Below are 25,975 nucleotides of genomic sequence, written 5' to 3' on the forward strand. Positions count from 1 at the left end.
CTACGAATACTTAAGTTAATTAAAAAGCACTGGGCAATTACTCGGTGCTTTTTTATTTCCGTAATAAAAGTGTAAACTATCGAACTTGTTTTTAAGCCATGGTAACTTGTATGCAAAAGCGAGTACTTTGAGGAGTTTTCATTGGTTGTAGGTTATAAAATCAGTTCACAAATTAACGATATGGACTTGTCCGTCATTCACGGTTACTTGTCTCAGTCTTATTGGGCTAAGAATATTCCAATAAACACCATGGAAACAGCCATTAATAATTCTTTATGTTTTGGTGTTTTTACTCATGGTGGTAATCAAGTTGCTTTTGCTCGCATGATTACTGATAACGCGACGTTTGCCTATTTATCTGATGTTTTTGTACTTGAAGAGCATAGAGGTAAAGGGCTTAGCAAGTGGTTAATGCAAGAAATTATAGCACATCCAAAGTTACAAGGAATTCGCCGAATGGCACTGGCTACTAGTGATGCCCATGGTTTATATCAGCAATTTGGCTTTACCGCATTAAGCTCTCCGGCATCTTTCATGGAATTGCATCAACCGGATGTTTATAGCAGCTCTAGTTAAAGGTTAAAGTTATAACTTGTCACGTGAGTGCAGTTTCACTTCATTTTATCTGTTACTCTACTCGCTTTTACACTCCCAGCTTAGGTTTTACTATTATATGAACCGTACACTTCTACCGACACTCGTTGGTGTTTTAACTAGTTTATTTGTTATTTGGTCGCTACATACCTTTTTAGTGGTTGATGATTGCTTAGATCACGGCGGCGCTTTTGACTATTCCTCCGCTAAATGCCTGCTTGAAAGTGGTGAGTCTTATACGTCTAATTTGGAAACCTTTGCGCTTGTACTCTATTTTGTTGTTGGTTTTGGTGTTTCATTTTTAGTGTCCACGCTCATTAGAAAATTACTTAAGAACAAAGATAAATAAACTTATATGGCTACTCTATTAAGTAAAGAACATACCTTAATAAAGTAGCCATAAAACCTTCTAAGAGCCTTTGATTACGGCTTTCAAGTATTAACATCTTCTTTAATTAACCGCTCGCAAGTTAATCCTATTATCCGATAGTAAAGAATAATCTTAAAGCAAATCACATATTCATAAAAATCTAGACAATATTTTACAAAATAAAAATGAGGGTAGTCGGGTCTATTAAGCTAGACACATTTATTTATTTCTGGAATTTCCTTTGCTACGAAGTTTTGCAATTCAAGCTATTATCTTTCTAGTTGCCTTTCAACTGCTTTCTTTTCTAAGAGAAACCAGTATGTTAGCGACAGATACGCCGTTGAAAGAAGTTGTCACTGCCACTCAAGGTCTAGACATAGATAAAGTCCCAACTTTGATGGGCGATACCGTTTCCTTAAATGCTCAAGGCAAAACCACTATATTGTATTTTTTTGCACCTTGGTGTCAGGTTTGTCATGCCAGCATCGGTAATTTACAAGCCTTGTTTCAAAAGAACGAGCATATAGATGTTGTTGCCATAGCAATGGACTATACCGGTACGAAAGAAGTCATGGGTTTTACCAGCCAACATCAGTTAACCTTTCCTATTGCCTTGGGTAATGAAGCAATTAAGCATGCTTTTGAAATCAGTGGTTATCCCAGTTATTACGTTTTAAATGAAGAAAATGTGATTATTGGCAAATCTATGGGATATTCTTCCGAATTAGGGCTATATTTACGATCATTATAAAAAATATTTAATTAGATCTGTATAGTGATCTTCAAATTGTTTGTGTACACTGTCTTATTCAATTATTCATTGGTTTTATACCAAACAATCTAAGAAATAATTATTATGCAAATTACTGACAATTTTGACAGCGGTAACATTCGAGTTATTGATGCATCTGATGCAAGCAATATTCAACTAGAAATAAAAAAAGACAATCAGTCTGATTTTTATCAATGGTTTCACTTTAAGTTGCAAACTGACCTAAGTGCTAATGGCGATCGTCTAGAGCATGTAATGCATTTAAACAATGCTGGCAAAGCGGCTTATGTTGAAGGTTGGGAAGATTACCAAGCAGTTGCTTCTTATGATCGTGAACATTGGTTCCGTGTACCTACCCAATATGATGGTGAAAAACTTACTATCACGTTAACCCCTGAATATGACTCGGTATATTTTGCCTACTTTGCACCTTATAGCTATGAACGTCATCAAGACTTAATTCATAATGCGCAAATGCACCTTGATTGTCAGTTACAAGTGTTAGGTCAAACACTTGATGGCCGTGATATGACGTTGCTTAAAATTGGTGAAGAAGGCGAAGGTAAACGTAAAGTTTGGATCACTGCTCGCCAACATCCAGGTGAAACTATGGCCGAATGGTTTGTTGAAGGTATGTTAGACCGTTTACTTGATGAAGATGATGGCGTTGCCCGTGCTTTGTTAAACAAAACGGTATTCTATATTGTGCCTAATATGAACCCAGATGGAAGTGCACGTGGTCATTTACGTACTAATGCTGTTGGCGCAAACTTAAATCGTGAGTGGTTAGAGCCTACGATGGAACGAAGCCCTGAAGTATTTCTTGTACGCGAAAAAATGCTAGCAACAGGTGTTGATATGTTCCTTGACGTTCATGGCGACGAAGCTTTACCAGTAAACTTTGTTGCTGGTTGTGAAGGCGTTGTTGCTTATGATGCTCGTCATAAAGCACTTGAAGATAAGTTTAAAGAAATTATGATCGCTATCACACCTGAATTTCAAGATGAACGTGGTTATGACAAAGACGAGCCAGGTAAAGCAAATACTACTGTGGGTACTAACTGGGTTGGTAACCAATTTAAGTGTTTAGCTTACACCATCGAAATGCCATTTAAAGATAATGACTTATTGCCTGATTACATTGTCGGTTGGTCTGACGAGCGCAGTAGCATACTAGGCAGAGACTTCCTAACTGGCGTTTATCATATGGTAGATGACTTACGCTAGTTTAAAATAAGAACAACAAAAATAATAATAATCAACAGGAGTTAACTGTGCAAGAATTAGTCAATAGTATTAACAGTGTCATTTGGAGCCCTGCGCTTATATATTTGTGTTTAGGTACAGGTTTATTTTTCACCATACTAACGCGCTTCGTTCAATTACGTCACTTTAGAGAAATGTTTCGCTTATTACTGTCAGGTAAAAGTTCAGACAAAGGTATTTCATCATTTCAAGCATTAGCTGTTTCATTATCAGGTCGTGTAGGTACTGGTAATATTGCTGGTGTTGCTGCGGCAATTGGTTTTGGTGGTCCAGGTGCTGTTTTTTGGATGTGGATTGTGGCATTTTTTGGTGCCGCAACAGCCTATATAGAATCTACCAACGCGCAAATTTATAAAGAAGAAGAAGACGGTGTTTACCGTGGTGGCCCAGCTTATTATATTGAAAAAGCGATGGGACAAAAATGGTATGCATGGATATTCGCTATTTCAACGATAATAGCTTGTGGTGTGTTATTACCCGTTGTTCAGTCTAACGGTATTGGCGATGCACTGGTTAATGTCTTTGGTAACGGTGGCACAGTACCTTCATTTTTAGGAGACTTGCCTTTAACTAAGGTATATGCAGCAACGCTTATTGTTTTAATCTTAGGTTTTATCATCTTTGGTGGCGTAAAGCGTATCGCTAACTTCACTCAAATTGTTGTACCATTTATGGCATTAGCTTATATCATAATTGCTTGTGTTATTATTGCATTACACCTTGATATTTTGCCTGCTATTTTCATGTCAATAATCACTGATGCCTTTACGCCTATGGCTGGTTTTGGCGCTGCAATAGGTTGGGGTGTTAAACGTGGTGTTTATTCAAACGAAGCTGGTCAGGGAACAGGACCTCATGCGGCAGCAGCTGCAGAAGTTGAACATCCTGCACAACAAGGTTTAGTTCAAGCATTCTCTGTTTATATTGATACCTTATTTGTTTGTTCAGCTACCGCATTTATGATTTTAATTACTAAGTCTTACAATGTAATGCCTGAAGGAAGCAGCGTTTTTCTAGTTCAAAACCTTGCAGCCGATGTTGTTATCAGTGGTCCTGCATTTACGCAGATTGCCGTGGACAGCGTGTTAACAGGTTTTGGTAAACCTTTTATCGCTATTGCGTTATTTTTCTTTGCTTTTACTACAGTACTTGCTTATTACTTTATTGCAGAAAATAATGTTTCTTATATCAACCGAACCATTAAAGTTCCGGCATTACGATTTGTTTTAAAATTGGTAATGATGGCTGCAGTATTTTATGGAACGGTAGCACAACCAAGCGCAGCTTGGGGTATGGGCGATATTGGTGTTGGTTTGATGGCATGGCTTAATATCATCGGCATTATCATTATCTTCTTTATGGCAAAACCTGCGATAAAAGCATTAAAAGATTATGAAGCACAGCAAAAAGCAGGCGTAACAAAGTTCACTTTCGACCCGAAGAAATTAGGCATTGAAAATGCAGATTTCTGGGAAGAGCGTTTTGCTAAGGAAAACCCTGAAGCAAATAAAGAAACGAACAAAGACACTGCAGGTTAGTTAACCTCATTGATTTGAAAAAAGCCGTTCATCATGAACGGCTTTTTTATTGGATTTTTTTGAGGAAAGAGTGCGAAGTACAGGGTATTTGTTATTTATTACTTGTTAGGAATACTCTTGGTATTTATAAGCTAAGTAGGATTAATAGATTTTACACTTACATGACTAGCTTTATAATTGGCTACGATATTCAAGGGGAGAAAGTTGGGTATGCTTTTTAAAAGCACGGGCAAAAGTACTGGGTGAGCTGTAACCTAATTGGTAGGTTATTTCAGTAATTGATGTGTTTTTAATGGCTAATTTTTGTTTAGCTAACATAAGGCGTACTGATGTTAGTAGGGCTAAAAATGATTGTTTTTCTATACTCAGTTTTCTTTGCAAAGTACGTTTACTCATATGTAGTTTGTAGGCAATTATTTCTTCTGTTGGACAGCCTAAAGGTAACAATTCATTAATTATTTTAATGACTTGACTACTGGTCTCGCCATTATCCATAGCAGCTAAATGTTTGTTGATGACCATTTCGTTCATTTCAACTAATTCAACATCATGCGTCGGCAACGTTTCAGTTAGCAGAACCTTGGAAAATGAAATACCATTTACTGCTTGATTGCCATAAACAGGGCATTGAAAATAATCTTTATAAGCTTGGTTATTGTCTTCAATGGCAAAAGTGAAATATACCCCAGTAGCGGGAATACTTTTGCCGGCCACTAATCGAAACATTTTCAAGAAAAAGCCAATACCCAGTTCAATAGCACAATGATGGGCTTTAATTTTGTTATTGGTCGTTAACTGACGTTGGTATTGTATTAACACTTCTTCACCGTTTGGACCATCACGCTCTATTAACGCTATCTTCATGTCGGTATTGATCAATTGACTACTGGCAATAAAACGCTTTAAACCTTCTTCTAAATTTTCGCTAGCAAGCCAAGCCATACCAATGCTTTTCAAATAAGTGGGTTGAAACAATGTAGCGGCGACTAAACCAAGTTCATTATTTTTAGTTTCTTGTACCGCTAGTGCCCACAATTTAGCCATTTTATCCATCGGTACTCGGTTTTGAGCGTTATCACTGATATTTATCCCTGCAGCTGAAAAAACGGCTTCGGGCGCTATATCATAAATAGAAAGTACTTGGCCGATGAGGCGAGGAATAGTGGCAAGGGTCGTTTGGCTCATAAATTCTCTATGGATTACTTATACGGGCAACATCATGTCGTTGAACATATTAATTAGCTCTAGAAATTAATCTACTTAATGTAGATTGTCCTATTTGGCACAGTAAATGGCACAAGATGTTGAGCTAGATTAACTAAATTCTAGCATTATAGCGCTGTAAATAATTCATTTATCTAGGCTTGTTATGTTATTAAAAGTACAAAAGACGTTTTCTACAGTAACCACTATTTTACTGGTTACTTTGTTGCTCAGTGGGTGTATGAATATTACTGATCAACAACAATCAGGTTTTCTCAAAGACTACGAAGGGTTTGAAGATGTTTATGACCCAGATTATACCAAGGTTTATCGAAGTAAAAATTTCACCATAGACATGATTGCTGATATGAAACGAGTTAAGTTAGTGCCTTTTGAAATGTGGGTAACACCGAGTCCTGAAGCTAAATTCAGCCCTGAAGAGCTGGATCAATTGTCACAATATTTCCATCAACAAATGCGCGCTAGATTGCTTGCCAATAACTATAAAGTTGTTGAGCTTATGGGGCCGAGAACAATCATCATACAAGGTGCATTTTCTGGGGTAAAGTTTGATGAACCTGAGTTAATGCCTACCGATTTTGTTCCTTTTCGCATGGTAATGAATGCTGGTAACTTTGCTTATTTGCAAATAACTGACAAGAGTGATGTCACCACCAAAGTCTCCGTTGAAATCGAATTTTTAAAAGGCATTCGCCGAGAAAGAATTCTTGCTGCCATTAGTACTAAATATGTTGATACCACCATCGCCAACTCAGGCGAAGATAATATGACAGTGGTTAAAGAGTTACTGGATATGTGGGCTGCAAAGTTTGTTGACCGCTTAGTTGAAATACGTGCTGACAAGCACGGTGAAGCATAATCCTAGTATCACTAGTCAAATATAACGTTATAAAAACAATGATTAATCAACCAGGGGATTTATCTGTGATGAATTTTGACCTATTTAAACAACCTTTAGTTATCGCCATTTTCGCAACTATTTTATTAAGCGCTTGTGAAAAGACACAACAAATAGAAGTCGCTCCAGAGCTAAGACCAGTAAGAACCTTAATGGTTGAGACTGTTGATGTTAGCAAAGCGTTAGAGTTTACGGCCGTGGTTGATGCGGTTAATCGGGCTGATTTAGCATTTAAAATATCAGGTAACTTAACGCATTTTTTAGTTAAACAAGGCGATAAAGTTAACACAGGCGATGTTATCGCGAAACTTGATGATACCGATTTAAAAATCTATGTAGCGGAAGCACAAGCGCATTATGATAAAGCAACGGCTGATTTATCACGTGCTAAAAACTTAATTAAAACTAATTATATTTCTGCCTCGGAATTTGACCAAATTAGAACCAGTGCTCAATCAGCTAAAGCACAACTAGCAAGTGCAAATAACAATCTAGATTACAGTACATTACGCGCTTCATTTGATGGCGTTATTGCTAAGGTTTACAGCAAGAATTATCAGGAGATCAATGCTAAAGAACCAATCGTTCGACTTCATGATCTAAGCCAAATTCAGTTGATTGTAAATATCCCTGAAAGCATCATGATCCATCTGCAAAAGAACGCCGCACAAGGTGTTGTTAGTGCTACCTTTAATTCGATTAAAGATTACAGTTTCCCATTACAGTTTAGTGAAGTGGCAACCCTTGCTGACGAACACAGTAAAACTTATGAAGTTATTTTTACCATGAAAGCACTCAAAGGTTATGTAATTTTACCCGGAATGACGGCATCAGTTAAGGCTCGGGTTGCACTTCCACGTCATGAAAGTCAAATATATCCAAACTTTTATTTACCAAGTCATACGGTATTAAAAGATAGCGAAGGAAATTATGTTTTTGTTGTTAAAGAACATAACCCCGGTGTTGGGAAAATTGTCAGGGAAGCTGTGGTTATTGGCAATATCACCGCACAAGGTATTGAAGTGTTTTCTGGTTTAGATTCAGGTTTACAGTCTGGTGACCATGTAGTCACCGCTGGAATGAGCAAGATATCTGCAGGCAGCTTAGTTAAATTTAACCAAGCGATTGATTTAACTACAACTTTTACTAAGAAAAACAGCAGAAACATTCTATGAATATTACACGTATGGCAATTACCAACAATCGAACAACGCTTATGTTGTTGGTGGTGATAATTTTCTTTGGCATTAATGCGTATAAAAATATGCCTAAAGATTATGATCCTGGTTTTATCATTCGCACTGCACAAGTTATTACCCAATTTCCAGGTGCTAGCCCACAGCGAGTAGAAATGCTCATTACAGATAAATTAGAGCGCGTTATTCAAGAATTACCTGAATTAGACTTTGTTAAAAGTGAATCACGTACGGGTATCTCAATTATTAGCGTTAATATCAAAGAAAGTTACCGCAATTTACGTCCTATTTGGGATAACTTACGACGAAAAATTGAAGCGGCTCAAGTCGAGTTACCCGCAGAAAGTCAACCATCAGTGGTCAATGATGAATTTGGTGATGTTTTTGGTATTGTTATTGGCTTAACTGGTGAAGGTTATGATTACCGTGAGTTGAAAGATATTGCTGATCAAACAAGGGATGCCATGCTTCGTTTATCCGAATCGGCAAAAGTACAAGTTTTCGGCGAACAACAAGAACATATTTTCCTTGAATATGATAACGCACACTTAGCAAATTTAGGCATTTCTCCTAGCCAATTAAGTGAGCAGTTATCCAGTCGAAATATTATTATCTCGGGGGGAAGTATTACCGTGGATAATGAACAAATCACCCTTGAACCCAGTGGTAACTTTGAAAATGTTGATGAAATTAAAAGAACTATTATTCAAGTACCCGGTAGTGATCGTCTGCTTTATTTAAGTGATCTGGTTTCTATCAAGCGCAGTTATGTCGACCCGGTGCAAAATAAAGTCAGCCTCTCAGGAGAACAGGGCTTATCTATTGCTATTGCGATGAGACAAGGCGGTAATAATATATTACTTGGCCAACAAGTGAATGAACTAATAGCCAAATTGAATCAAAGTTACCCTATTGGTGTAACGTTTGAAGCGGTGTCTTTTCTTCCTTTTGATGTAGAGAAGAAGGTAGATGATTTTTCTAGCAATTTAATTCAAGCTGTTATTATTGTTACCTTAGTGATGTTATTTAGCTTAGGATTTAGAACAGGACTTATCGTTGCTGTGCTCATTCCAGCCAGTATGATTTTTGCGATACTTATCATGTCGCTCTTTAATATAGGTATTGACCAAATCTCTTTAGCGGCTTTAATCATCGCCCTTGGTATGTTAGTTGACAACGGAATTGTCATGTCAGAAAGCATTATGGTGTCGATGGAGAAAGGTAAAAAAGCTATCGATGCAGCAGTGGACTCTGCTAATGAATTAAAAGTACCCCTATTAACTTCCTCACTTACCACTGCGGCGGCATTTTTACCTATATTTTTGGCCGAATCGTCGACAGGTGAATACACTGCTTCGCTTTTTAAAGTCGTTAGCATTACTTTATTATGCTCTTGGGTATTGTCGATGACAGTTATCCCTATGCTATGTGTAAACTTTATGAAGGTTAAAAATATAACGGGTAAGGTTGATAGCCCATTATTGGTGACATACCGAACGTTATTAAATAACTTACTTCGTTTTCGCTGGGTAACATTATCAGTAACCTTAGTGATGATTGTTATGGCTGTTTGGGGACTTTCATTCATCCCTAAATTATTTTTCCCGCCTTCCGACCGTGCCTTTTTCAAAATGGAATTAGAAATGCCTATTGGTACTACTTTAGCTGCGACTGAGCGAGTTACTCAACGTATTGAAAGCTTTATTAATGAAGAGTTGAAAGCTAAAACCGATGAGGACGTAGGCGTGACTAATTGGGTTACTTATGTAGGAAATGGTGGACCACGATTTTTACTAACGCATAACCCTAAGCCGACCAGCAGTAACTACGCTTTAATGGTTATCAATGTAACAAACAATGCGTTAGTGGATCAAACCATGGAAAAATTGGAACGCTTTAGTTGGGATAATTTTCCTGATTTATTAGTTAAACTTCGCAAAATAGAAAATGGATCTCCTATTGAAAATCCCGTGGAAGTTCGTATTAATGGCACTGACACTGAACAGTTATTTACACTGGTTGAGCAAGTTAAAAAGCGAATGAGCGCTATCAACGGAGTAAAAGCGATTAGTGATAATTGGGGGATGCCAATTAAAAAATTACAGGTCAATATTAACCAAAGTCGTGCTCGTCGAGCGGGAGTATCGAGTAAAGATATAGCTATATCATTACAAACAGGCATGTCGGGATTAGAGTTAAGTCAGTATAGGGAAGGAGATATCGTTATTCCAATTACTATGCGAACCCAGGCTGGTGATCGCCAAGACATTGGTAAATTACAAGCACTCGCAGTGTACTCTCAGGCGAATGGTAGTTCAGTGCCTCTAACACAAGTTGCCGATATTAAGGTGGTGTGGGAATCGGCTAAAATTTTACGTCGTGATCGCTTAAAAACCATTACCGTTGGTGGCCAAATAGATAACACCATTACCGCAAACCAGGCATTTAAAGAATTACTGCCTTGGCTTGAAGAACAGAAAAAAAATTGGCCAATCTCATACTCTTATGAATTGGGTGGTGAATTTGAAACGTCAGGCAAGGCGAATAAATCAATAGGTGAAAAATTACCTATTGCAGGCTTTATTATACTTTTATTACTTATTGCACAGTTTAATTCATTGAGAAAAGCATTCATTATATTGTTAACCATTCCCTTAGGTCTTATTGGAGTAACGAGTGGTTTGTTAGTGGGGCAATCTTTCATCGGTTTTATGACACTATTAGGCATAGTTTCATTGGCCGGTATTGTGATTAATAACGCTATAATATTATTAGAACGTATACAAATTGAGGAGCAAGCACTTCCTGGAAATCCTTACCAAGCTATTATTAATGCAGCTCAGCAAAGACTCAGACCGATTGTTTTAACAACGGCGACCACCATTTTTGGCTTAATTCCACTATACCTTGGAGGAGGGGCTTTTTGGCAACCTATGGCTATTGCCATTATTGGTGGCTTACTGTTTTCTACTGTTTTCACGTTAGGCGTTATTCCGGTCGTTTATGCTGTCTTGTTTTCTATCAAGGAGGAGTGTAAATAAATAAAGGACTGGCAATTAAGTAAATATTTAGTGACTACTTAACAGTTTCTTAAGCCATTCTTAGCTATTTCCACCCGCTAGCTTAGTGAAATAGCAAAATAGGTCAGGTATACTAAGCGACATTAAATCAGGCGCTTTGCTTTTTATAAGTAAAGCGCCTGCTTAAACGTTTTAACTATCATTACATGAGTATTTAAATGGCCGTTATTAATTGTCCGGGTTGTAAGAAAAAAATCTCCGATAAAGCAAAAACCTGTAATCACTGTAACCTTGATTTATCTGAGATCGACTCCGATAAACTTGCCAGCCTAAACCGTGTTCATTTAATCAATAAAACTCAACGTTTAATGAACTACTCTTTTATTGCCATGTTGTTATTTTGTGGTGGATTCCTCTTTATGTTTTGGGACGGGGTCGAACCAGGCAGTTGGCAACATAATCTAGCGATGGTCAGTGCCATTATTGGATTTGTCATGTACATAATCATTCGTGCCATGCTGCTCTTTACTAAACGCAAAGCAAGATAATCTGTTCTGATACAAGACGTAAATACAACGAATCAATTTATATAACTAATTTTCATACAACTTATACCTCGGAATTCTAATGGATGTAATTAAAACCATAGACGCCATGTCAAATGACATGTACTTACGCCTAAAATGTGCTGCGGAAACAGGAAAATGGCCAGAAGGTACCGTTGTGGATGCAGCGCAACGTGCTACTGCTTTACAATTGAGTATGGCTTATCAAGCCCGACATCTGAAAAATGATGAAATGCTTACTATCGGCCCTGACGGCCACGTTGTTGAAAAAAACAAACGTCAGTTGAAATCTGAATTTTCTAGCTATAAAGCAGAAGAAGAATTGAAAAGCTGTACTAAACCAACACAAGCGGATATCGCTTATTTCAGTAACAATGAGCTGTAAGCCTGCATTTAAATAGCTCTCGTTATTCTCCAACTGAAAGAATTAAAAAAACTATGATCTTCTCCAAATTATTTAAAACAAAAGTTAAGTGGCAACATAAAGAAGCGACTGTTCGTATCACAGCAATTAATGATGAATTATCAGCTGATAACAGTGAGCAACTACTCATATTAACGGATCTTATTAAGCAAGATACCAGTGACTTAGTGCGCCGAGCTGCCTTGATCAAAGTAGGGACTCTTGATTGCTACCTCCAAGCAAGTCAGGATAATAATCAAGTAAAAGTAAAAGAATTTGCTGCTAAACAAGTTCATGATATTTTAACCACTGATCACAATGTTGTGATCAGCGCACAGCAAAAACAAATACTATTAGCCCAACAAGAAACAACTCCTGTATTGGGAACAGCTTTATTAGAAGCTTGGCTTGCCCACGAGCAAGATAGCGCTATTATGATTGCGCTTTATCAGCAAATTAGTGCGCGCAAAACAACAACTCATTTACTAACGCACAGCTTTAGCCAAAAACAAAACCCTGACTTTCAATCTTACATAATTAACCAAGTTGATGATGCCAAGGTTTTAGAGAAGTTAAGTAAAAAAGCATGCAATGAGGTCTTAGCTCAACAAATTGAAGATAAACTAAGCGCTATACAAGCTGCCATTGAAAAGCCGAAAAAATTAGAAAAACAAATACAATTGACCTTAGCCAAACTACAAGCGCTAAAAGATGTTGGTGATTATGGTGTTTATAAAAACCGTAAGGCACAGTTAATTAATGAATGGCAGACACTAGCACTTAATTTTGATGTTTTTACAGAAGAAAAAAACGTAGCATTTAGTGATAAATATCAAAATATTATTAGTCAATTAGAAACACTATTCATTGCTAAAGCTGAAAATTATCAGCAGCAAATCATCGCTGACAAGTTATCGCATGATAAGCAGCAAGACAAAAAAGAATTTACTCAACAGCTAAATCATATTAGCCAATCTATTACGACAGCCGTTTTTGCTAGTGACAAATTTGATGAAGAATCTTTTAAAGAATTACTGCGTAACTTAACAACAAACATAAAAGCTTCTGTACTTAACAAAGATGAACAACAGGTTTTTATTACCCAAGTTGTGCAACTGACTAAGCGTTTGAATGAAATACCTGAAATTGCTGAATCGGTTAGCCAAGCTACCCACTTAATTTCTAAAATATCACAATTGACTTTACCTAAGTCATTAGAAGAGTTGAACGACCGTCAAGAAACGTATAATGATTGGTTAAAAGCTTGGCGCGTTATTGAAAAGAAAACTGCCGGTATTTTACCAGAATCTATTGTGCAAGCTCAAAAAGAAATCGTATCTACTTGGCAGGGCGGACTAAAGTCATTGCAAAGTCAGCAAAAAGAACTTTTCTTTCAACACAAGAAGAAACTACAAGACATAAAACGTTTACTTAATAATGGTAAGTACAAAGTTTGTTTTGGTTTGTTCAAAGGCGTGAAAGAAAGCATTCACCATTTGTCTGTTCAACAGTTACAACAATTACAACGTGACTTTGACCAAGTAAGTGAAAAAATGGTCGAGCTTAGCGATTGGGAACATTATATCGCTACACCACGCAAGCAAGAGTTATTGCTAGCTATTCAAACATTGGTGGAAACGCCATTGGATAATCCCAATGAGCAAGCAAAAAAAGTTAAAGAGTATCGTGGCACCTGGAATTCATTAGGTCATGCTGATGAAGATGTAGATAAGCAACTTAATGAGCAATTTAATCAACGCTGTGAACAAGCGTTTGCTCCTTGTCGTTTATTCTATGCTGAGCAAGATAAAATGCGTTTACAGCATTTAGATCAACGTCAAAAAATATTAGCAAAAGCAGAGCAGTTTGTTACACAGCTTAATGATTCAGAAGAAACAGCAAAGCCTGATTTTAAACAACTTGACGGTCAACTCAATAATTTACAACAGCAATGGAATAATGCTGGTGAAGTTGATCGTAACCAATACAAAAAATTGCAGCTGAAATTTAAAGAAGCTATTGCCCCGATTAAAAGCGCTATTAGTGTTTTTCATTCAAGCAATATCACAGCAAAACAAGCATTAATCGCTAAAGCTGAAGAGTTACTAGCAAATGAAGATGTGTTAGCAGCAATTGATTCGGCTAAAGAGTTACAACAAACATGGCGTGAAATAGGTTTTGCCGGTAATCATCAAGAAAATCAGCTGTGGCAGAAATTCCGTCAAGTTAATGATGAATTATTTGGTAAAAGACAACAATTTAAATCTGACCAACAAGCAGTATTATCAACTCAACAACAAGTGTTTATTGAACAAGTAGTTGTCATTGAAGAGTCTCTTGATGCTTTAACAGATGAAGATGATAAGCAAGCATTACAGTCGATTGCGCAACAAGCAGAAATGTTACTCAAAGATGTTATTGCATGTAGACCTGTTATCAAGTCTGTTGCTGTGCGTATTGAGAAAATCATTAAGAAAATTGAGCAACTCATTAAAAGTAAGACCCAAGCTAAAGAGCAACAAACGTGGTCAAACTTGTTTGAGTTAATGTCCTTACAGGCTCAAAACAATCAAGATGTACAAGCATTACAAACATCAGCTGTTTACAATAATATGACCAGTTTTTGGCAAAAACGTTTCCAAGAGCATGTTAAGTTAACCAAACAAGCTCAAAGTAGTGCTCGTTTTGATAAAACCTTAGAAATTGAAATACTTGGCAAAAGTGGTTCACCGGCTGAGTTAGCCGATCAACGTATGAAAGTTCAAGTTCAATTAATGCAAGAGCAAATGCTTTCAGGTACTGAGATTGATTTGAATAAGTTACTGATTGATTGGCTGATGTTAGGTGCGCTTATTGAGAGTGACTTACCGCTAATCGATCGCTTGAAAGCTATTTATTGCCAATAGATTGAAAGTTACAATTGCACTTGAGTGCTCAATTTTGTTAATAGAAAACTGAGCACTGAACGAAATAATCAAAAGTATATCTAAAATGTTTATAAAATCAGTTTGCTTCTTATCTACGAAGTAAACTGATTTTTTATTTCATCTGATAAAAAATACTCGGAATAAAGCGATGAAAACTTATTTTACCCTCATGTTAGTTTTATTATCTCACACAGTAACTGCTGCCAGTTTATCTGAACAGGAACAACAAAAAAGTAGAATAGTGAAGGGGATTTATCAACTTACCGATGGCGCCTTGGCATTGTGTCCTAAAGAAAATTCAGTGGCATTTAATGAAACGCTTACGTTATTTAAAAAGCGGTTTCCAGACGTAATGCAGTTAGTTAAAAACTCCCCATATCGACCTGCGGATAAACAAGTAAATACTGAATCTACTTCAGCTTTAACGCAGCAGTGTGTATTTAAGCAAAGAATGCTTAATAACATGATAGTGACAGAAGAAGGTAAACAAACCATGACTAAAGCATTGCAGACACTAACAAGTGGTGTTAATTAATTTAGTCGAAGTGATAAAATCTTCATGGTAGATGTTAATAATAACGCTACCAAAAGGAGCCGTAATTCGACGCTTTCCTTAATGGATAATTTGATAATTCATCGAAGAATAATTACTCCGCTATTGACCGTAAAAATCTTTATCTGCGTCACAAAAAACTAATCATCACTTTCAATCATGATCAAATCTTTTAGCATTCAACGGTGGGGCTATCACTATGTTATTGATTTGTCTCGATAGCACACACGGTCTAAAATAGAAATAATTTGGCCAAAAATATCTATTAAAATTAGTTTACTACTTTCCTTCTTTAATACTACCGCGTACTCTTACTTCTTGTTTTACAAAATAAAAACTAAGAGAAACAAAGTATGTACCCGTATATTAAGTTAATTACGACCCTGTTTAAGGCCAAAAATAGTCCTAAGATGAATTTGGATGAAAAAAGCGTGCTGAACTGTCGTGCAGGGTTAACTGATATTGATGTATTTGTTGAACTTAATAATGCGCGTCATTTAACGTATATGGAGTTTGGTCGTTGGGATTTCGCTTTACGTACTGGTTTACTTAGCCTGATGAGAAAGAATAAATGGGCCTTTGCTGTAGGTGGTGCTAGTGTGCGCTATCGCAGAAGAATAGCTTTTTGGAAAAAATTCACCGTCACTACTCAGGTTATTTGTCATGACGGACGCTGGTTTTACTTTTTGCAAGAAACCCACATCAAAGATAAAGTTTGCTCATCTGCATTAATTAAAGCTGCGTTTACTTCAAAGCAGGGTTTAGTACCTGCTACTGAAGTTTTAGCTGCCTATGGTAAATCCACACCAAACTTTGATGTGCCTGATTGGGTTAATGCTTGGATTGATGCAGAAAGCCAGCGACCTTGGCCGTAATAGCAATCCTTTCAGTTTAAAAAATATCTTACCTATGCTGACCAAAACAGATTAAAACCAAATAACTTATTAAAGGATTCATTATGAAACATATTTATGCTTTGCTTTGTACCTTTTTACTTTCATCCTGCGTGTATTATAGTGTTCAACGTGATTTAGGTGGTGATTCATCTACTCCTTGTTCACAGGGTTCATCTAAAGACAATGCACAGTGTAAGGCCGAGATAAAAGCGATAAAGAATGAAATTGGAAACCAAGGTAATGATTAGAGCGGTCAAAGAACAAGACGTAAGTAGTATTTGTTCTATTTACAACCATTACATTGAAAATACTGTTGTGACCTTTGAAGAAAAAGCCGTAACAACCTCAGATATATTAAAGCGTATAACACAAATATTCGCCGATGATTTACCTTGGTTTGTTGCAGAAGATGAGTCGGGCAAAATCATGGGTTATGCCTACGCGACTAAATGGCGAGATAGATTTTCTTATCGTTTTTCAGTTGAAGTGACTGTGTATTTATCCCCTGAGCAGATTTCAAAAGGACTTGGTACGAAATTGTATCAAGTATTGTTTGATGAACTGAAGCGTAAAAAAATTCACAGTGCTATTGGTGGAATTACCCTACCTAATGAAGCTAGTATCGCTTTACATGAAAAATTTGGCATGGTGAAAGTGGCTCATTTTAAAGAAGTTGGTTTAAAATTTGATCGTTGGTTAGATGTCGGTTATTGGCAATCAACGATTTAGAAGTCATTATCGTAAAATTTAAAATAAAAATCAGAGAAACAAAGTATTGGCTTTCTATAGGCCAATGTTTCAATAAGTAATTAAGAGAAGAATCAAGTCACTAATTAAGCAATACCCAAACCAAACTCACAAATTGCTTACTACCCGTTCAGACTGGCAGCAAAGGCGTACAATACGTCAACTTTTCACTTGTGCTATGTATCTTACAATTTCAACTAACCATCGTAATTCGCTTACATCTTATCAATGGTTGTGATTAAGTAGAAGTAATGAAAAATAAGTAAAAAATAATAAATTTAACCTATATACACGTCTAAGGTACTCATTCATGCCGTCGAAAAATATGTTCTCTAAAAAATTATTACTTTCAGGTGTTGCTCTCAGTGTTTTGTTGGCTTTACCTAGCACTTTTGCACAAACACCTACTGAATCATCTACTAATGCTAATACAGCAACGATAAAAGAAACAACACCAAAATGGTCTGTTAATGCGCCACAAGGAAACTTTACTACGGCTGATATAGACGTACGTTCGGGTACTTGGATGAATGTTGATTTAAGTCCCGATGGCAAAACTATTATTTTTGATTTATTAGGTGATATATACACCATGCCGGCTTCTGGCGGTGAAGCGACACCCTTGATGACTGATATTGCTTGGCAAATGCAACCACGTTTTAGCCCCGATGGTAAGTACATAGCGTTTACATCTGATGAAGATGGTGGCGACAACTTATGGATAATGAAAGCGGATGGCAGTGATGCAAAAGCAGTAACGACCGAAACCTTTCGTTTATTAAATAGCCCTGCATGGTCGCCAGATGGTAATTATATTGTTGGCCGTAAACATTACACAGGTACTCGCTCTCTAGGTGCTGGTGAAGTGTGGATGTATCACAAGTCGGGTGGTAATGGTGTAATGCTAACTAAACGCCCAAATGAGCAAAAAGATTTAGGTGAGCCAGCATTTTCTCATGATGGAAAATATGTCTATTTTTCACAAGATGCTACGCCAGGTAAATCCTTTCATTATTCTAAAGATTCTGAAAAAGGCATTTACAAAATTAAGCGTCTTGAGCTTGAAACGGGCGAAATTAAGGTGGTTGTATCAGGTAAAGGTGGTGCAATAAGACCGACACTTTCACCTGATGGCAAGTATTTAGCGTTTATTAGTCGCGATGATTTTCAATCAAATTTATATCTGTACAACCTTAAAAGCGGGGAACAAAGCAAAATTTATGATGGTTTAGACCGTGATATGCAAGAAACTTGGGCCATTCATGGGGTATATCCTACTATGTCATGGACACCTGACAGTGACGGGATCGTTTTCTGGTCAGGAGGAAAAATAAATAAGTTATCACTGACATCGAAGAAAGCTAAAGTGATTGATTTTCATGTTAAAACAACAAAGAAAATTCAAACAGCGGTGCGCTTCCCACAAGATTTAGATCAAAAAACCTTTGATACTAAAATGCTCCGTGATGTCAAAGTCTCTCCTAATGGTAAGCTTGCTGTTTATGAATCTATGGGGAACCTTTATACCAAGAGCCTGCCAAAGGGGAAACCTAAACGTTTAACTAAACAAAAAAGCCAGTTCGAGTTAAACCCCAGTTTTTCCCGTGACGGTAAAAAGATTGTTTATGTGAGTTGGGATGATAAAAATTTAGGCCAAGTACGTGTTGTTTCTAGCAGAGGTGGTAAAGGTAAACCGATAACGCGTGAACCAGGAAAATACGTTGAACCAAGCTTTTAACCTGATGGTAAAACCGTTGTCTATCGTAAAGTCAGTGGCGGGTATATTACTGACCCTACTTGGGGCTTAAACCCAGGTATTTACGCGGTTTCAGCAAAAGGTGGTAAGGCTAAACTTGTGACTGAAGAGGGGATACAACCACACTTTGGTGTGCAAAATGATCGTATCTATGTGACACGTGATGGGGAAACTCCTCATATTTCACGAATCGATTTAGATGGTCAACATGATACGAAACTTTATCAAGGCAAGTTTGCGTCAGAATATAGGGTATCACCGGATGGTAGTTACCTTGCTTTTGCGGAGCGTTTTAAAGTTTTTGTCACACCTTTTGTCGAGCGTGGTGAGGTTATTGATATAGGTCCTAAAGCTGAAAATTTACCGGTAGAGCAATTATCAATGCGTGCTGGTGAAGGAATTAATTGGAATGGTAAATCAAACGAGCTTTATTGGAGCCTTGGTGCTGATTTATATCAAGCATCAATAAAAGGTTTATTTGATATTACGGCTAAAACATCTGATGACAATGTTGATGAGGCAGAGCTTGAATCTAATGTATCTGCAGTCGTTAACGACATCAATGTCATTAACTTAAGTTATAAACAAAAAGTTGATATTCCATCTGGTCATGTTGCTTTTGTTGGCGGTAAAGTTATCACTATGGAAGGTGAGCAGGTTATTGATAATGGTGTGGTCCTTGTTGAAGGTAACAAAATCAAAGCCGTAGGCACTAAAGGGCAGGTTAACATCCCAAGTGATGCGATCATCATTGATATTACTGGCAAAACAGTGATGCCTGGTTTGATTGATGCACATGCTCATGGTCCGCAAGGCAGTAATGAAATTATTCCACAACAAAACTGGAAAAATTATGCTGGCTTGGCGCTGGGTGTAACCACAATTCATGATCCTTCCAACGATACCACTGAATTTTTTGCCGCCAGTGAAATGCAAAAATCCGGTAAGATAGTTGCAGCACGATTATTCTCAACCGGTACTATTTTGTATGGTGCCACTATCCCTGGCTATACGTCACATGTTGATAGTCTTGAGGATGCTAAATTTCACGTTGAACGTTTAAAAGCAGCAGGGGCCTTTAGTGTTAAAAGCTATAACCAGCCACGTCGAAACCAACGTCAGCAGTTTATTCAAGCAGCGCGCGAATTAGAAATGATGGTGGTACCAGAAGGGGGCTCATTACTACAACATAACTTAACCATGGTTGTTGATGGACATACTACGCTTGAACACTCAATTTCTACCGCTAAAATTTATGATGATATCAAACAATTGTGGTCTCAATCTGATATGGCTTATACGCCAACCATGGGCGTTGCTTTTGGCGGTATTTCCGGCGAAAACTATTGGTATGATACGACTAATGTTTGGGAACACCCTCGTTTAAGTCAATATGTGCCTAGTGAGTTTTTAGATCCCCGCTCTATGCGTCGACCAAAAGCACCGCTTCATCATTACAATCATTTTAACGTAGCAAAAGTTGCAAAAGAAATGCAAGACTTAGGTGTAGTAGTTAATGCTGGTGGTCACGGACAGCGCGAAGGTTTAGCGATGCACTGGGAAATGTGGATGATGGCACAAGGTGGTATGTCGCCACTGCAAGCCATTCGTACCGCAACTATTTCTCCAGCAAAATCACTTGGTTTGGATAAAGACTTAGGTTCATTAACCGTTGGTAAACTCGCTGACATAATTGTTATTGATGGTGACATCACTCAGGATATCCGCCTAAGTGATAAAGTCACCCATACTATGATTAATGGCCGTTTGTATAATGCCGATACCATGAATGAAATTGGTAATTACGATAATAAACGTGAAAAATTCTATTTCGAAGATAAATAGAATTTTCGGTTAATCTGTTTAAGTTACAGTTAACATTACGTAAATTAATAGCCAGTAAGGATCTCTTACTGGCTTTTTTACTCCTATAAAAAAGAAGTGTGTAGAATATCAAAAGGAAATTAATGTATGCGTAAAAGTTTGCAAGAAAAGATCATTGCTGTGTGTGATAAAAAAATGGCGCAAAAGGGCACTAATGTCGGTTTATCCTTTTATGCATTTTTTGCCAATAAAAATGATAACCCTGATTTATTGATGGAAGCGGCAACATGGTGGATTATGACTCATGAACTCGACCACTTTGAAAAAGCACTGAAAATTAAAACCTTGGTAATGTCAGAGCAGTAAGTTGCACGTGTTTCTGTCATTTAAAATAAAATACAGTTATTGAACGTTTAATCGAATCATAATCTTTGTTGTTATAGCCAAAACATTCACCGTAATGTTTAATAATAAACCAACAAAACCACACAATAATTATGGACTTACAATAACGAACGACCTAGTATGGAAAGTGAAGGTATTGCCTTAATTCAAAAAATTAATATTAGCAGAGGTAAAAAGAACTAATATTTATCGCCATTAACTATGGTGGGATACCGACTTACATTATTGTACTTGACCAAAGGATTGAGATAAAAATGATAAGTACTTTTCTATCTAAACAGCTACTAACGGAAATAGAGCTGGCATGAATGATTTTGGATCATCACAGGCTAAATCCTCTATACAGGTCATTTCGCTTGGCTTTATCATCATAATTTTGTTAGTGGTGTTATTCGCCTTCATGGCGGTACAAGAAAACAAAAAGCATGCAGATCTCAATGATAAAATGTATAAACACCCCTTTTCGGTCAGTATTGCTGTATTAGAAGCAAATGGCGACATACTTGCTATGCACCGATATATGAAGGACGTTGTGTTAGCTAGCAACAAAGGTGACTTGGACGTAGCTATCTCCTTGGTAAATCAACATGAACATGAAGTCTATCGCCATTTTGAATTAATCAAAGATCGTTTTCTTGGGGATAAAGAAAAAATTAATGTCGCTTTCACAACTTTTGTTGAGTGGAAATCTATTCGCGACGAAGTACTTGCTTTAAAGCGTAATAACCAAGATCAATTAGCGGCTAGTATTACCACCGGTAAAGGCGCAGATCATGTTAAAAAACTAAACCAGAACATGCGTTTTTTAATCAATTTTGCTGGTAATAAAGCACTTGAGTTCAAAAACAGTAGTCAAGACTCTCATGATTTAAGCAAAACCTCTTTCTACTACTTACTCATTTTTACTATCTTATCGAGTATCTTAACCGCATTTCTTGTCATCTTTCTGGTTAGAAGAGCTGAGTCTTCTCGTAATGAAAGTGAAGAACGCTTTGAAGCTATTTTTAATAATACTGAAGTGTCTATTTGGAGTGAAGACTTTTCTACGGTGGTAATAGCACTGGAAAAATTAAGGCAGGAAGGAGTTGAGGACCTAAAAACTCACTTGTATGAAAATATTGACCTTGCTTGGGATTTAGCGGCCATGGTTAAAGTTAATTCTGTCAATAATGCAACGTTAAAACTCTTTGGTGCAACTAGCCAAGCTGAATTTATAAGTAACATCGACAAAACTTTCGGTGCTGATGCAATTGACGTATTTATTAACGAAATGTGTGCCATATGGTCTAATCAAGAAACCTTTCTATCTGAAGCGAATTTTCAGTCGTTAGACGGGAAAGAAATTCAGGCACTTGTCTCATTTCAAACACCCTCATCAACAAATAATTTCCGTAATGTAGCGGTTAGTATTGTTGATATTTCTGACCATAAAAGACTCGAAAAGAAACTCAAACTTTCATCTCGTGTCTTTAGTGATACGCATGAAGGCATCATAATTACAGATGCGGATAAAATCATTGTTGATGTTAACCCCGCGTTTTCAGATATTACTGGCTACAGCCGAGAAGAAGTCATAGGTAAAACTCCTAATATTCTCAGTTCAGGTAAACAGCAACCTCAGTTTTATACTATTATGTGGAAACAAATCACCGAACTAGGATATTGGCAAGGTGAAATTTGGAATCGCAGGAAAAATGGTGAGATTTACGCTGAATTACTCACCACCTCAACACTGAAAGATTCTGATGGTCAAATAGTTAACTATCTCGGTATGTTCTCAGATATAACGCATAGCAAACGGCAACAAGAAAGTATGCAGCGAATGGCTCATTACGATCCTCTGACCGGATTACCTAACCGAACACTGCTACACGACCGTTTCAATCAAGCCATCGCCCATTCAAAGCGTTCAAGTACATTGCTCGCAGTTTGCTTTCTAGACTTAGATGACTTTAAGCCTGTTAATGACATTTATGGTCATGATGCGGGGGATAAACTACTGATTGAAGTAGCCCATCGCCTTCAATTGGCCTTAAGATCTGAAGATACAGTTTCACGCCTTGGGGGAGATGAATTTTCTATGCTTTTGGGCGATATAAAATCAACGAGTCAGTGTTATGAGATGCTTGAAAGAATTATTCACTCCGTTAGTGCGACTTACTTTATTGACGAAAACTCCATCGATATCAGTGCATCCATCGGTGTTAGCCTCTCTCCAACAGATGGCGTGGAATTAGATTCTTTATTACGTCATGCTGACCAAGCTATGTATCAAGCAAAACAACAAGGGAAAAAGAATTACCAGCTCTTTGATTTAGAGCAAGCACAAAAAACAAGTCTACTGCATGTTAAATTACATGAGATTCAGCAAGCCTTGATTAACAATGAGTTTTGTCTTTATTACCAACCAAAGGTAAATATGGCTTCGGGTAAGTTAATAGGTGTTGAAGCTTTAATTCGTTGGCAGCATCCTGTTAAAGGGCTCATATCACCACTAAAATTTTTACCCTCGATTGAAGGTACAGACATAGAAATCCAAGTTGGTGAGTGGGTAATTGATCAAGGTATGACTCAGCTTGAACGATTAAACAATCGGGGTATCAATATTGAAATGAGTGTAAATGTCTCTGCTATGCAATTTTTAAATACTTGTTTCCTTGATAGTCTTAATGCCGCACTCCATCGCCACCAAAATATCGATTCTCATCATTTCAAATTAGAAGTGTTAGAGAGTAGTACCCTAGGAAATTTAGAACGTATTAGTAAAATTATTAGCGCTTGTCGTAATGATTTAGGCGTTAAAATAGCATTAGATGATTTTGGTACAGGTTACTCGTCACTATCCCATCTTCGTCAACTTCCTGCTGATACTATCAAAATTGACCAAAGCTTTGTTCGAGATGTTTTAATCGATCCTGATGACTTCGCCATTATTGATGGTGTGATTGGACTGAGTAAGTCATTTAGCCGAAACGTCATTGCAGAAGGTGTCGAATCGACAGAACATGGGCTCATGTTACTTTTAATGGGTTGTAATAATGCACAAGGTTATGCCATTTCAAAACCTATGCCTGCCAATATGTTAGTGGACTGGATTAAAGAGTACAAACCTAACCAAACTTGGCTAAACAGCAGTGAGGTGGAGATGACACTTCCAGTAAAAAGAGTGAAACAACTTGAATTGATACTAAATCACTGGCTAAAAAATGTAGTACACTTTTTACAAGGGGATATGAAAGCAACAATGGATGAATGTGTTATGAGTTGTCATTTTGACAAATGGATTATTCGATTCAGACAGGAAAAATTATTTGAAGATTTATGGATTAATGAATTACAGCAGGCTCAAAATGTTGTGCACTTTGTCGCAGAGGAGCTTATTAGTAATCGTCAGACAAGCTCTTATCCGACGACAAAAGATGAGTTAACCAAGTTGCACAGTGCATTTAAAATATTATTATCAATTCTGGATAAACAAGTTGTTTTAGAATGTAAAAAATAGCGCCTATTTAGGCGCTATTTTATTTAGAACATACCGTTATCGTGAGCCATCTTTTCTGGGACTTCTTGAATAATGTCCCAGTGTTCTACTATTTTACCTTCTTCTACGCGAAACATGTCATAGAAGGCTTGTGCTTTATCATTCCATCGACCTTCACTTTGTACTAAAACAAAGTTACCTTCACCTAAGATACGGTGAACTTTATGGTAATCAAACATATTGTTTTGGGAAATCAAATAAGTAGTTGCTTCATTTAGCCCCTTTAATCCATCCTTAACCATCGGATTATGTTGATCGTATTGCTCAGTGCTGATGTATTCACTAATTTTTTCTGGAGCCTGACCAAAAAGTACATCTCTCATGAAGTCGGCAATTAATTGCTTATTCTCTTTAGTTTTATCTATATCAGTAACAAGTGTTGGCCCATCAAATTGTGAACGACCACTAGCTGTAGCTACAATAACGGGTGAAATTGCATCCCAATGCTCTGCGACTTGTCCATTTTCCATGCGCCAAATATCAAAAGTTACTACGTCTTTTGCACCAAAACTTTCTGCATTACTGTAGGTATTATGCATAACAATAAATTCATCATCTTCTAATAAACGATGTGTTTGATAGGTGGTTCCAGCTTTTTCTAGTACAGGCAAAAAACCTAAAACAGCTTCAATACCAGTAGGAACATGTGGATTATGCTGAATATAATCTTCACGAAAGTATTTTTTTATCTCATTAGCATCGTGATCTTTAAAAAATGCATCTTGCGCTTTTACTGCTATTGCTTTCATTGGGCTATTTACCTTTGGGTTATTCGGCTCAGTTACCGTACTGTTGCATGCACTTAATATTGTTGTGGCTGCAAACGCTGCCGCGGCAATATATGAGGTTGTTGGTTTCATCTTTATAGTCCTATTGGTCAAATTCAGCATTAATGGTATCATTGAGATACTAAGTGTCAATTAGGCACCTTGAGGTAACTAGGTTAGAATTATTGAATTAAAGGTGGTTATACATGCATAAAGTAACGGTACTTGATAAAAAAGGTGCGCTCGATTGTCCTATTCGTGATGTAATTAATCGTATTGGTGATAAATGGAGTTTGCTCATTCTTGTTGTCTTATCAGAGCAACCAACGCGCTTTAATGAACTTAAAAGGACGATTGGTGATATATCTCAAAAAGTTTTGACCAAAGTATTGAAAGAACTAGAACAAGAAGGGTACATAACACGTACTGCTTATGATGAAAGTCCACCAAAAGTAGTTTATGACTTAACGGAAATGGGAATAAGTGTATTAACGCCCGTGGGTCATTTAATCGATTGGGCGGAAAAAAATCACGCAATGATAAAAGGTAATCGAAGTAAAACTGACTAAATCTCAACTACTATGACTGGCAAGCTGTTAGGCAATGAAAATTGATTAATGACTGTTTCATTTATGCTAATGAAAAATTAATAGGCCGACTCTTAATTCAACAGTCGACTATTTACTACTTTACGTTATACTGCCGCGCTTAA

General features: G+C 37.1%; 20 protein-coding genes and 1 pseudogene. 19 read left to right on the forward strand and 2 right to left on the reverse strand.

All coding sequences use genetic code 11. The features are described from left to right. The first annotated feature begins 141 nt into the window (after positions 1-141). From ESZ36_RS18300 to ESZ36_RS18320, 5 genes are all read left to right on the forward strand, one after another. Entirely contained in the window at positions 142-576 is a 435-nt protein-coding gene (locus ESZ36_RS18300; protein ID WP_146790540.1) for a GNAT family N-acetyltransferase, read from the forward strand. A 97-nt stretch (positions 577-673) separates the two neighbouring features. Then, a complete protein-coding gene (locus ESZ36_RS18305) occupies positions 674-943 on the forward strand; it encodes a hypothetical protein (RefSeq protein WP_146790542.1) in 270 nt (89 codons plus the stop codon). 262 nt (positions 944-1,205) lie between these two features. After that, positions 1,206-1,715 (forward strand): TlpA family protein disulfide reductase, encoded by a 510-nt coding sequence (locus ESZ36_RS18310; RefSeq protein WP_246129168.1) that lies wholly within the window; start codon positions 1,206-1,208, stop codon positions 1,713-1,715. Between the two features lie 105 nt (positions 1,716-1,820). Next, positions 1,821-2,963 (forward strand): M14 family metallopeptidase, encoded by a 1,143-nt coding sequence (locus ESZ36_RS18315; RefSeq protein WP_146790544.1) that lies wholly within the window; start codon positions 1,821-1,823, stop codon positions 2,961-2,963. A gap of 47 nt (positions 2,964-3,010) precedes the next feature. After that, positions 3,011-4,540, forward strand: coding sequence for an alanine/glycine:cation symporter family protein (locus ESZ36_RS18320; RefSeq protein ID WP_146790546.1), 1,530 nt, complete (start codon positions 3,011-3,013; stop codon positions 4,538-4,540). Between the two features lie 171 nt (positions 4,541-4,711). Here the strand turns inward: ESZ36_RS18320 and ESZ36_RS18325 are convergent, their stop codons facing one another. Next, positions 4,712-5,725 carry an AraC family transcriptional regulator gene (locus tag ESZ36_RS18325; protein WP_146790548.1) on the reverse strand — a complete coding sequence of 338 codons (1,014 nt, stop codon included), beginning with the start codon at positions 5,723-5,725 and terminating at the stop codon, positions 4,712-4,714. 184 nt (positions 5,726-5,909) lie between these two features. Here ESZ36_RS18325 and ESZ36_RS18330 point away from each other — a divergent pair, with 184 nt between their 5' ends. The 13 genes and pseudogenes from ESZ36_RS18330 (at position 5,910) to ESZ36_RS18390 (ending at position 24,457) form a co-directional block, all read left to right on the forward strand. After that, positions 5,910-6,623 carry a DUF3313 domain-containing protein gene (locus ESZ36_RS18330; protein WP_146790550.1) on the forward strand — a complete coding sequence of 238 codons (714 nt, stop codon included), beginning with the start codon at positions 5,910-5,912 and terminating at the stop codon, positions 6,621-6,623. Positions 6,624-6,691: 68 nt separating this feature from the next. Next, on the forward strand, positions 6,692-7,837 hold the full coding sequence (locus tag ESZ36_RS18335) for an efflux RND transporter periplasmic adaptor subunit (RefSeq protein WP_146790698.1): 1,146 nt from the start codon (positions 6,692-6,694) through the stop codon (positions 7,835-7,837). Next, positions 7,834-10,899: an efflux RND transporter permease subunit gene (locus tag ESZ36_RS18340; protein WP_146790552.1), complete on the forward strand. Its 3,066-nt coding sequence runs from the start codon at positions 7,834-7,836 to the stop codon at positions 10,897-10,899. Before ESZ36_RS18335 ends, ESZ36_RS18340 begins: the two co-directional genes overlap by 4 nt. A gap of 197 nt (positions 10,900-11,096) precedes the next feature. Beyond that, the gene (locus ESZ36_RS18345; protein ID WP_011043373.1) at positions 11,097-11,426 is read left to right on the forward strand and encodes a hypothetical protein; all 330 of its coding nucleotides are present in this window, start codon (positions 11,097-11,099) and stop codon (positions 11,424-11,426) included. Positions 11,427-11,505: 79 nt separating this feature from the next. After that, complete coding sequence (locus tag ESZ36_RS18350) at positions 11,506-11,829, forward strand: YeaC family protein (protein WP_011043374.1); 324 nt, start codon at positions 11,506-11,508, stop codon at positions 11,827-11,829. A 53-nt stretch (positions 11,830-11,882) separates the two neighbouring features. Beyond that, positions 11,883-14,753, forward strand: a complete 2,871-nt coding sequence (locus ESZ36_RS18355; RefSeq protein ID WP_246129169.1) for a DUF349 domain-containing protein — start codon at positions 11,883-11,885, stop codon at positions 14,751-14,753. A gap of 169 nt (positions 14,754-14,922) precedes the next feature. Beyond that, positions 14,923-15,309, forward strand: coding sequence for a hypothetical protein (locus tag ESZ36_RS18360; RefSeq protein ID WP_146790554.1), 387 nt, complete (start codon positions 14,923-14,925; stop codon positions 15,307-15,309). Positions 15,310-15,680: 371 nt separating this feature from the next. Beyond that, positions 15,681-16,202, forward strand: a complete 522-nt coding sequence (locus ESZ36_RS18365) for a thioesterase family protein (protein WP_146790556.1) — start codon at positions 15,681-15,683, stop codon at positions 16,200-16,202. 83 nt (positions 16,203-16,285) lie between these two features. After that, complete coding sequence (locus tag ESZ36_RS18370) at positions 16,286-16,471, forward strand: hypothetical protein (protein WP_146790558.1); 186 nt, start codon at positions 16,286-16,288, stop codon at positions 16,469-16,471. Continuing rightward, on the forward strand, positions 16,443-16,952 hold the full coding sequence (locus ESZ36_RS18375; RefSeq protein WP_146790560.1) for a GNAT family N-acetyltransferase: 510 nt from the start codon (positions 16,443-16,445) through the stop codon (positions 16,950-16,952). The genes ESZ36_RS18370 and ESZ36_RS18375 overlap by 29 nt, the downstream gene beginning before the upstream one ends. Positions 16,953-17,295: 343 nt before the next feature. Then, positions 17,296-20,571 (forward strand): annotated as a pseudogene (locus tag ESZ36_RS18380) (amidohydrolase family protein). Between the two features lie 126 nt (positions 20,572-20,697). After that, entirely contained in the window at positions 20,698-20,916 is a 219-nt protein-coding gene (locus ESZ36_RS18385) for a DUF6500 family protein (RefSeq protein ID WP_146790562.1), read from the forward strand. 343 nt (positions 20,917-21,259) lie between these two features. Beyond that, positions 21,260-24,457 carry an EAL domain-containing protein gene (locus ESZ36_RS18390; RefSeq protein ID WP_146790564.1) on the forward strand — a complete coding sequence of 1,066 codons (3,198 nt, stop codon included), beginning with the start codon at positions 21,260-21,262 and terminating at the stop codon, positions 24,455-24,457. A 23-nt stretch (positions 24,458-24,480) separates the two neighbouring features. On the opposite strand, the gene ESZ36_RS18395 is transcribed toward ESZ36_RS18390, so the two are convergent. Beyond that, on the reverse strand, positions 24,481-25,356 hold the full coding sequence (locus tag ESZ36_RS18395) for a nuclear transport factor 2 family protein (RefSeq protein ID WP_146790566.1): 876 nt from the start codon (positions 25,354-25,356) through the stop codon (positions 24,481-24,483). Between the two features lie 113 nt (positions 25,357-25,469). On the opposite strand from ESZ36_RS18395, the gene ESZ36_RS18400 reads away from it, so the two are divergent. Continuing rightward, on the forward strand, positions 25,470-25,832 hold the full coding sequence (locus ESZ36_RS18400) for a winged helix-turn-helix transcriptional regulator (protein WP_146790567.1): 363 nt from the start codon (positions 25,470-25,472) through the stop codon (positions 25,830-25,832). Positions 25,833-25,975 lie beyond the last annotated feature (143 nt).

This window comes from Colwellia demingiae, assembly GCF_007954275.1.
GTDB lineage: Bacteria > Pseudomonadota > Gammaproteobacteria > Enterobacterales > Alteromonadaceae > Colwellia > Colwellia demingiae.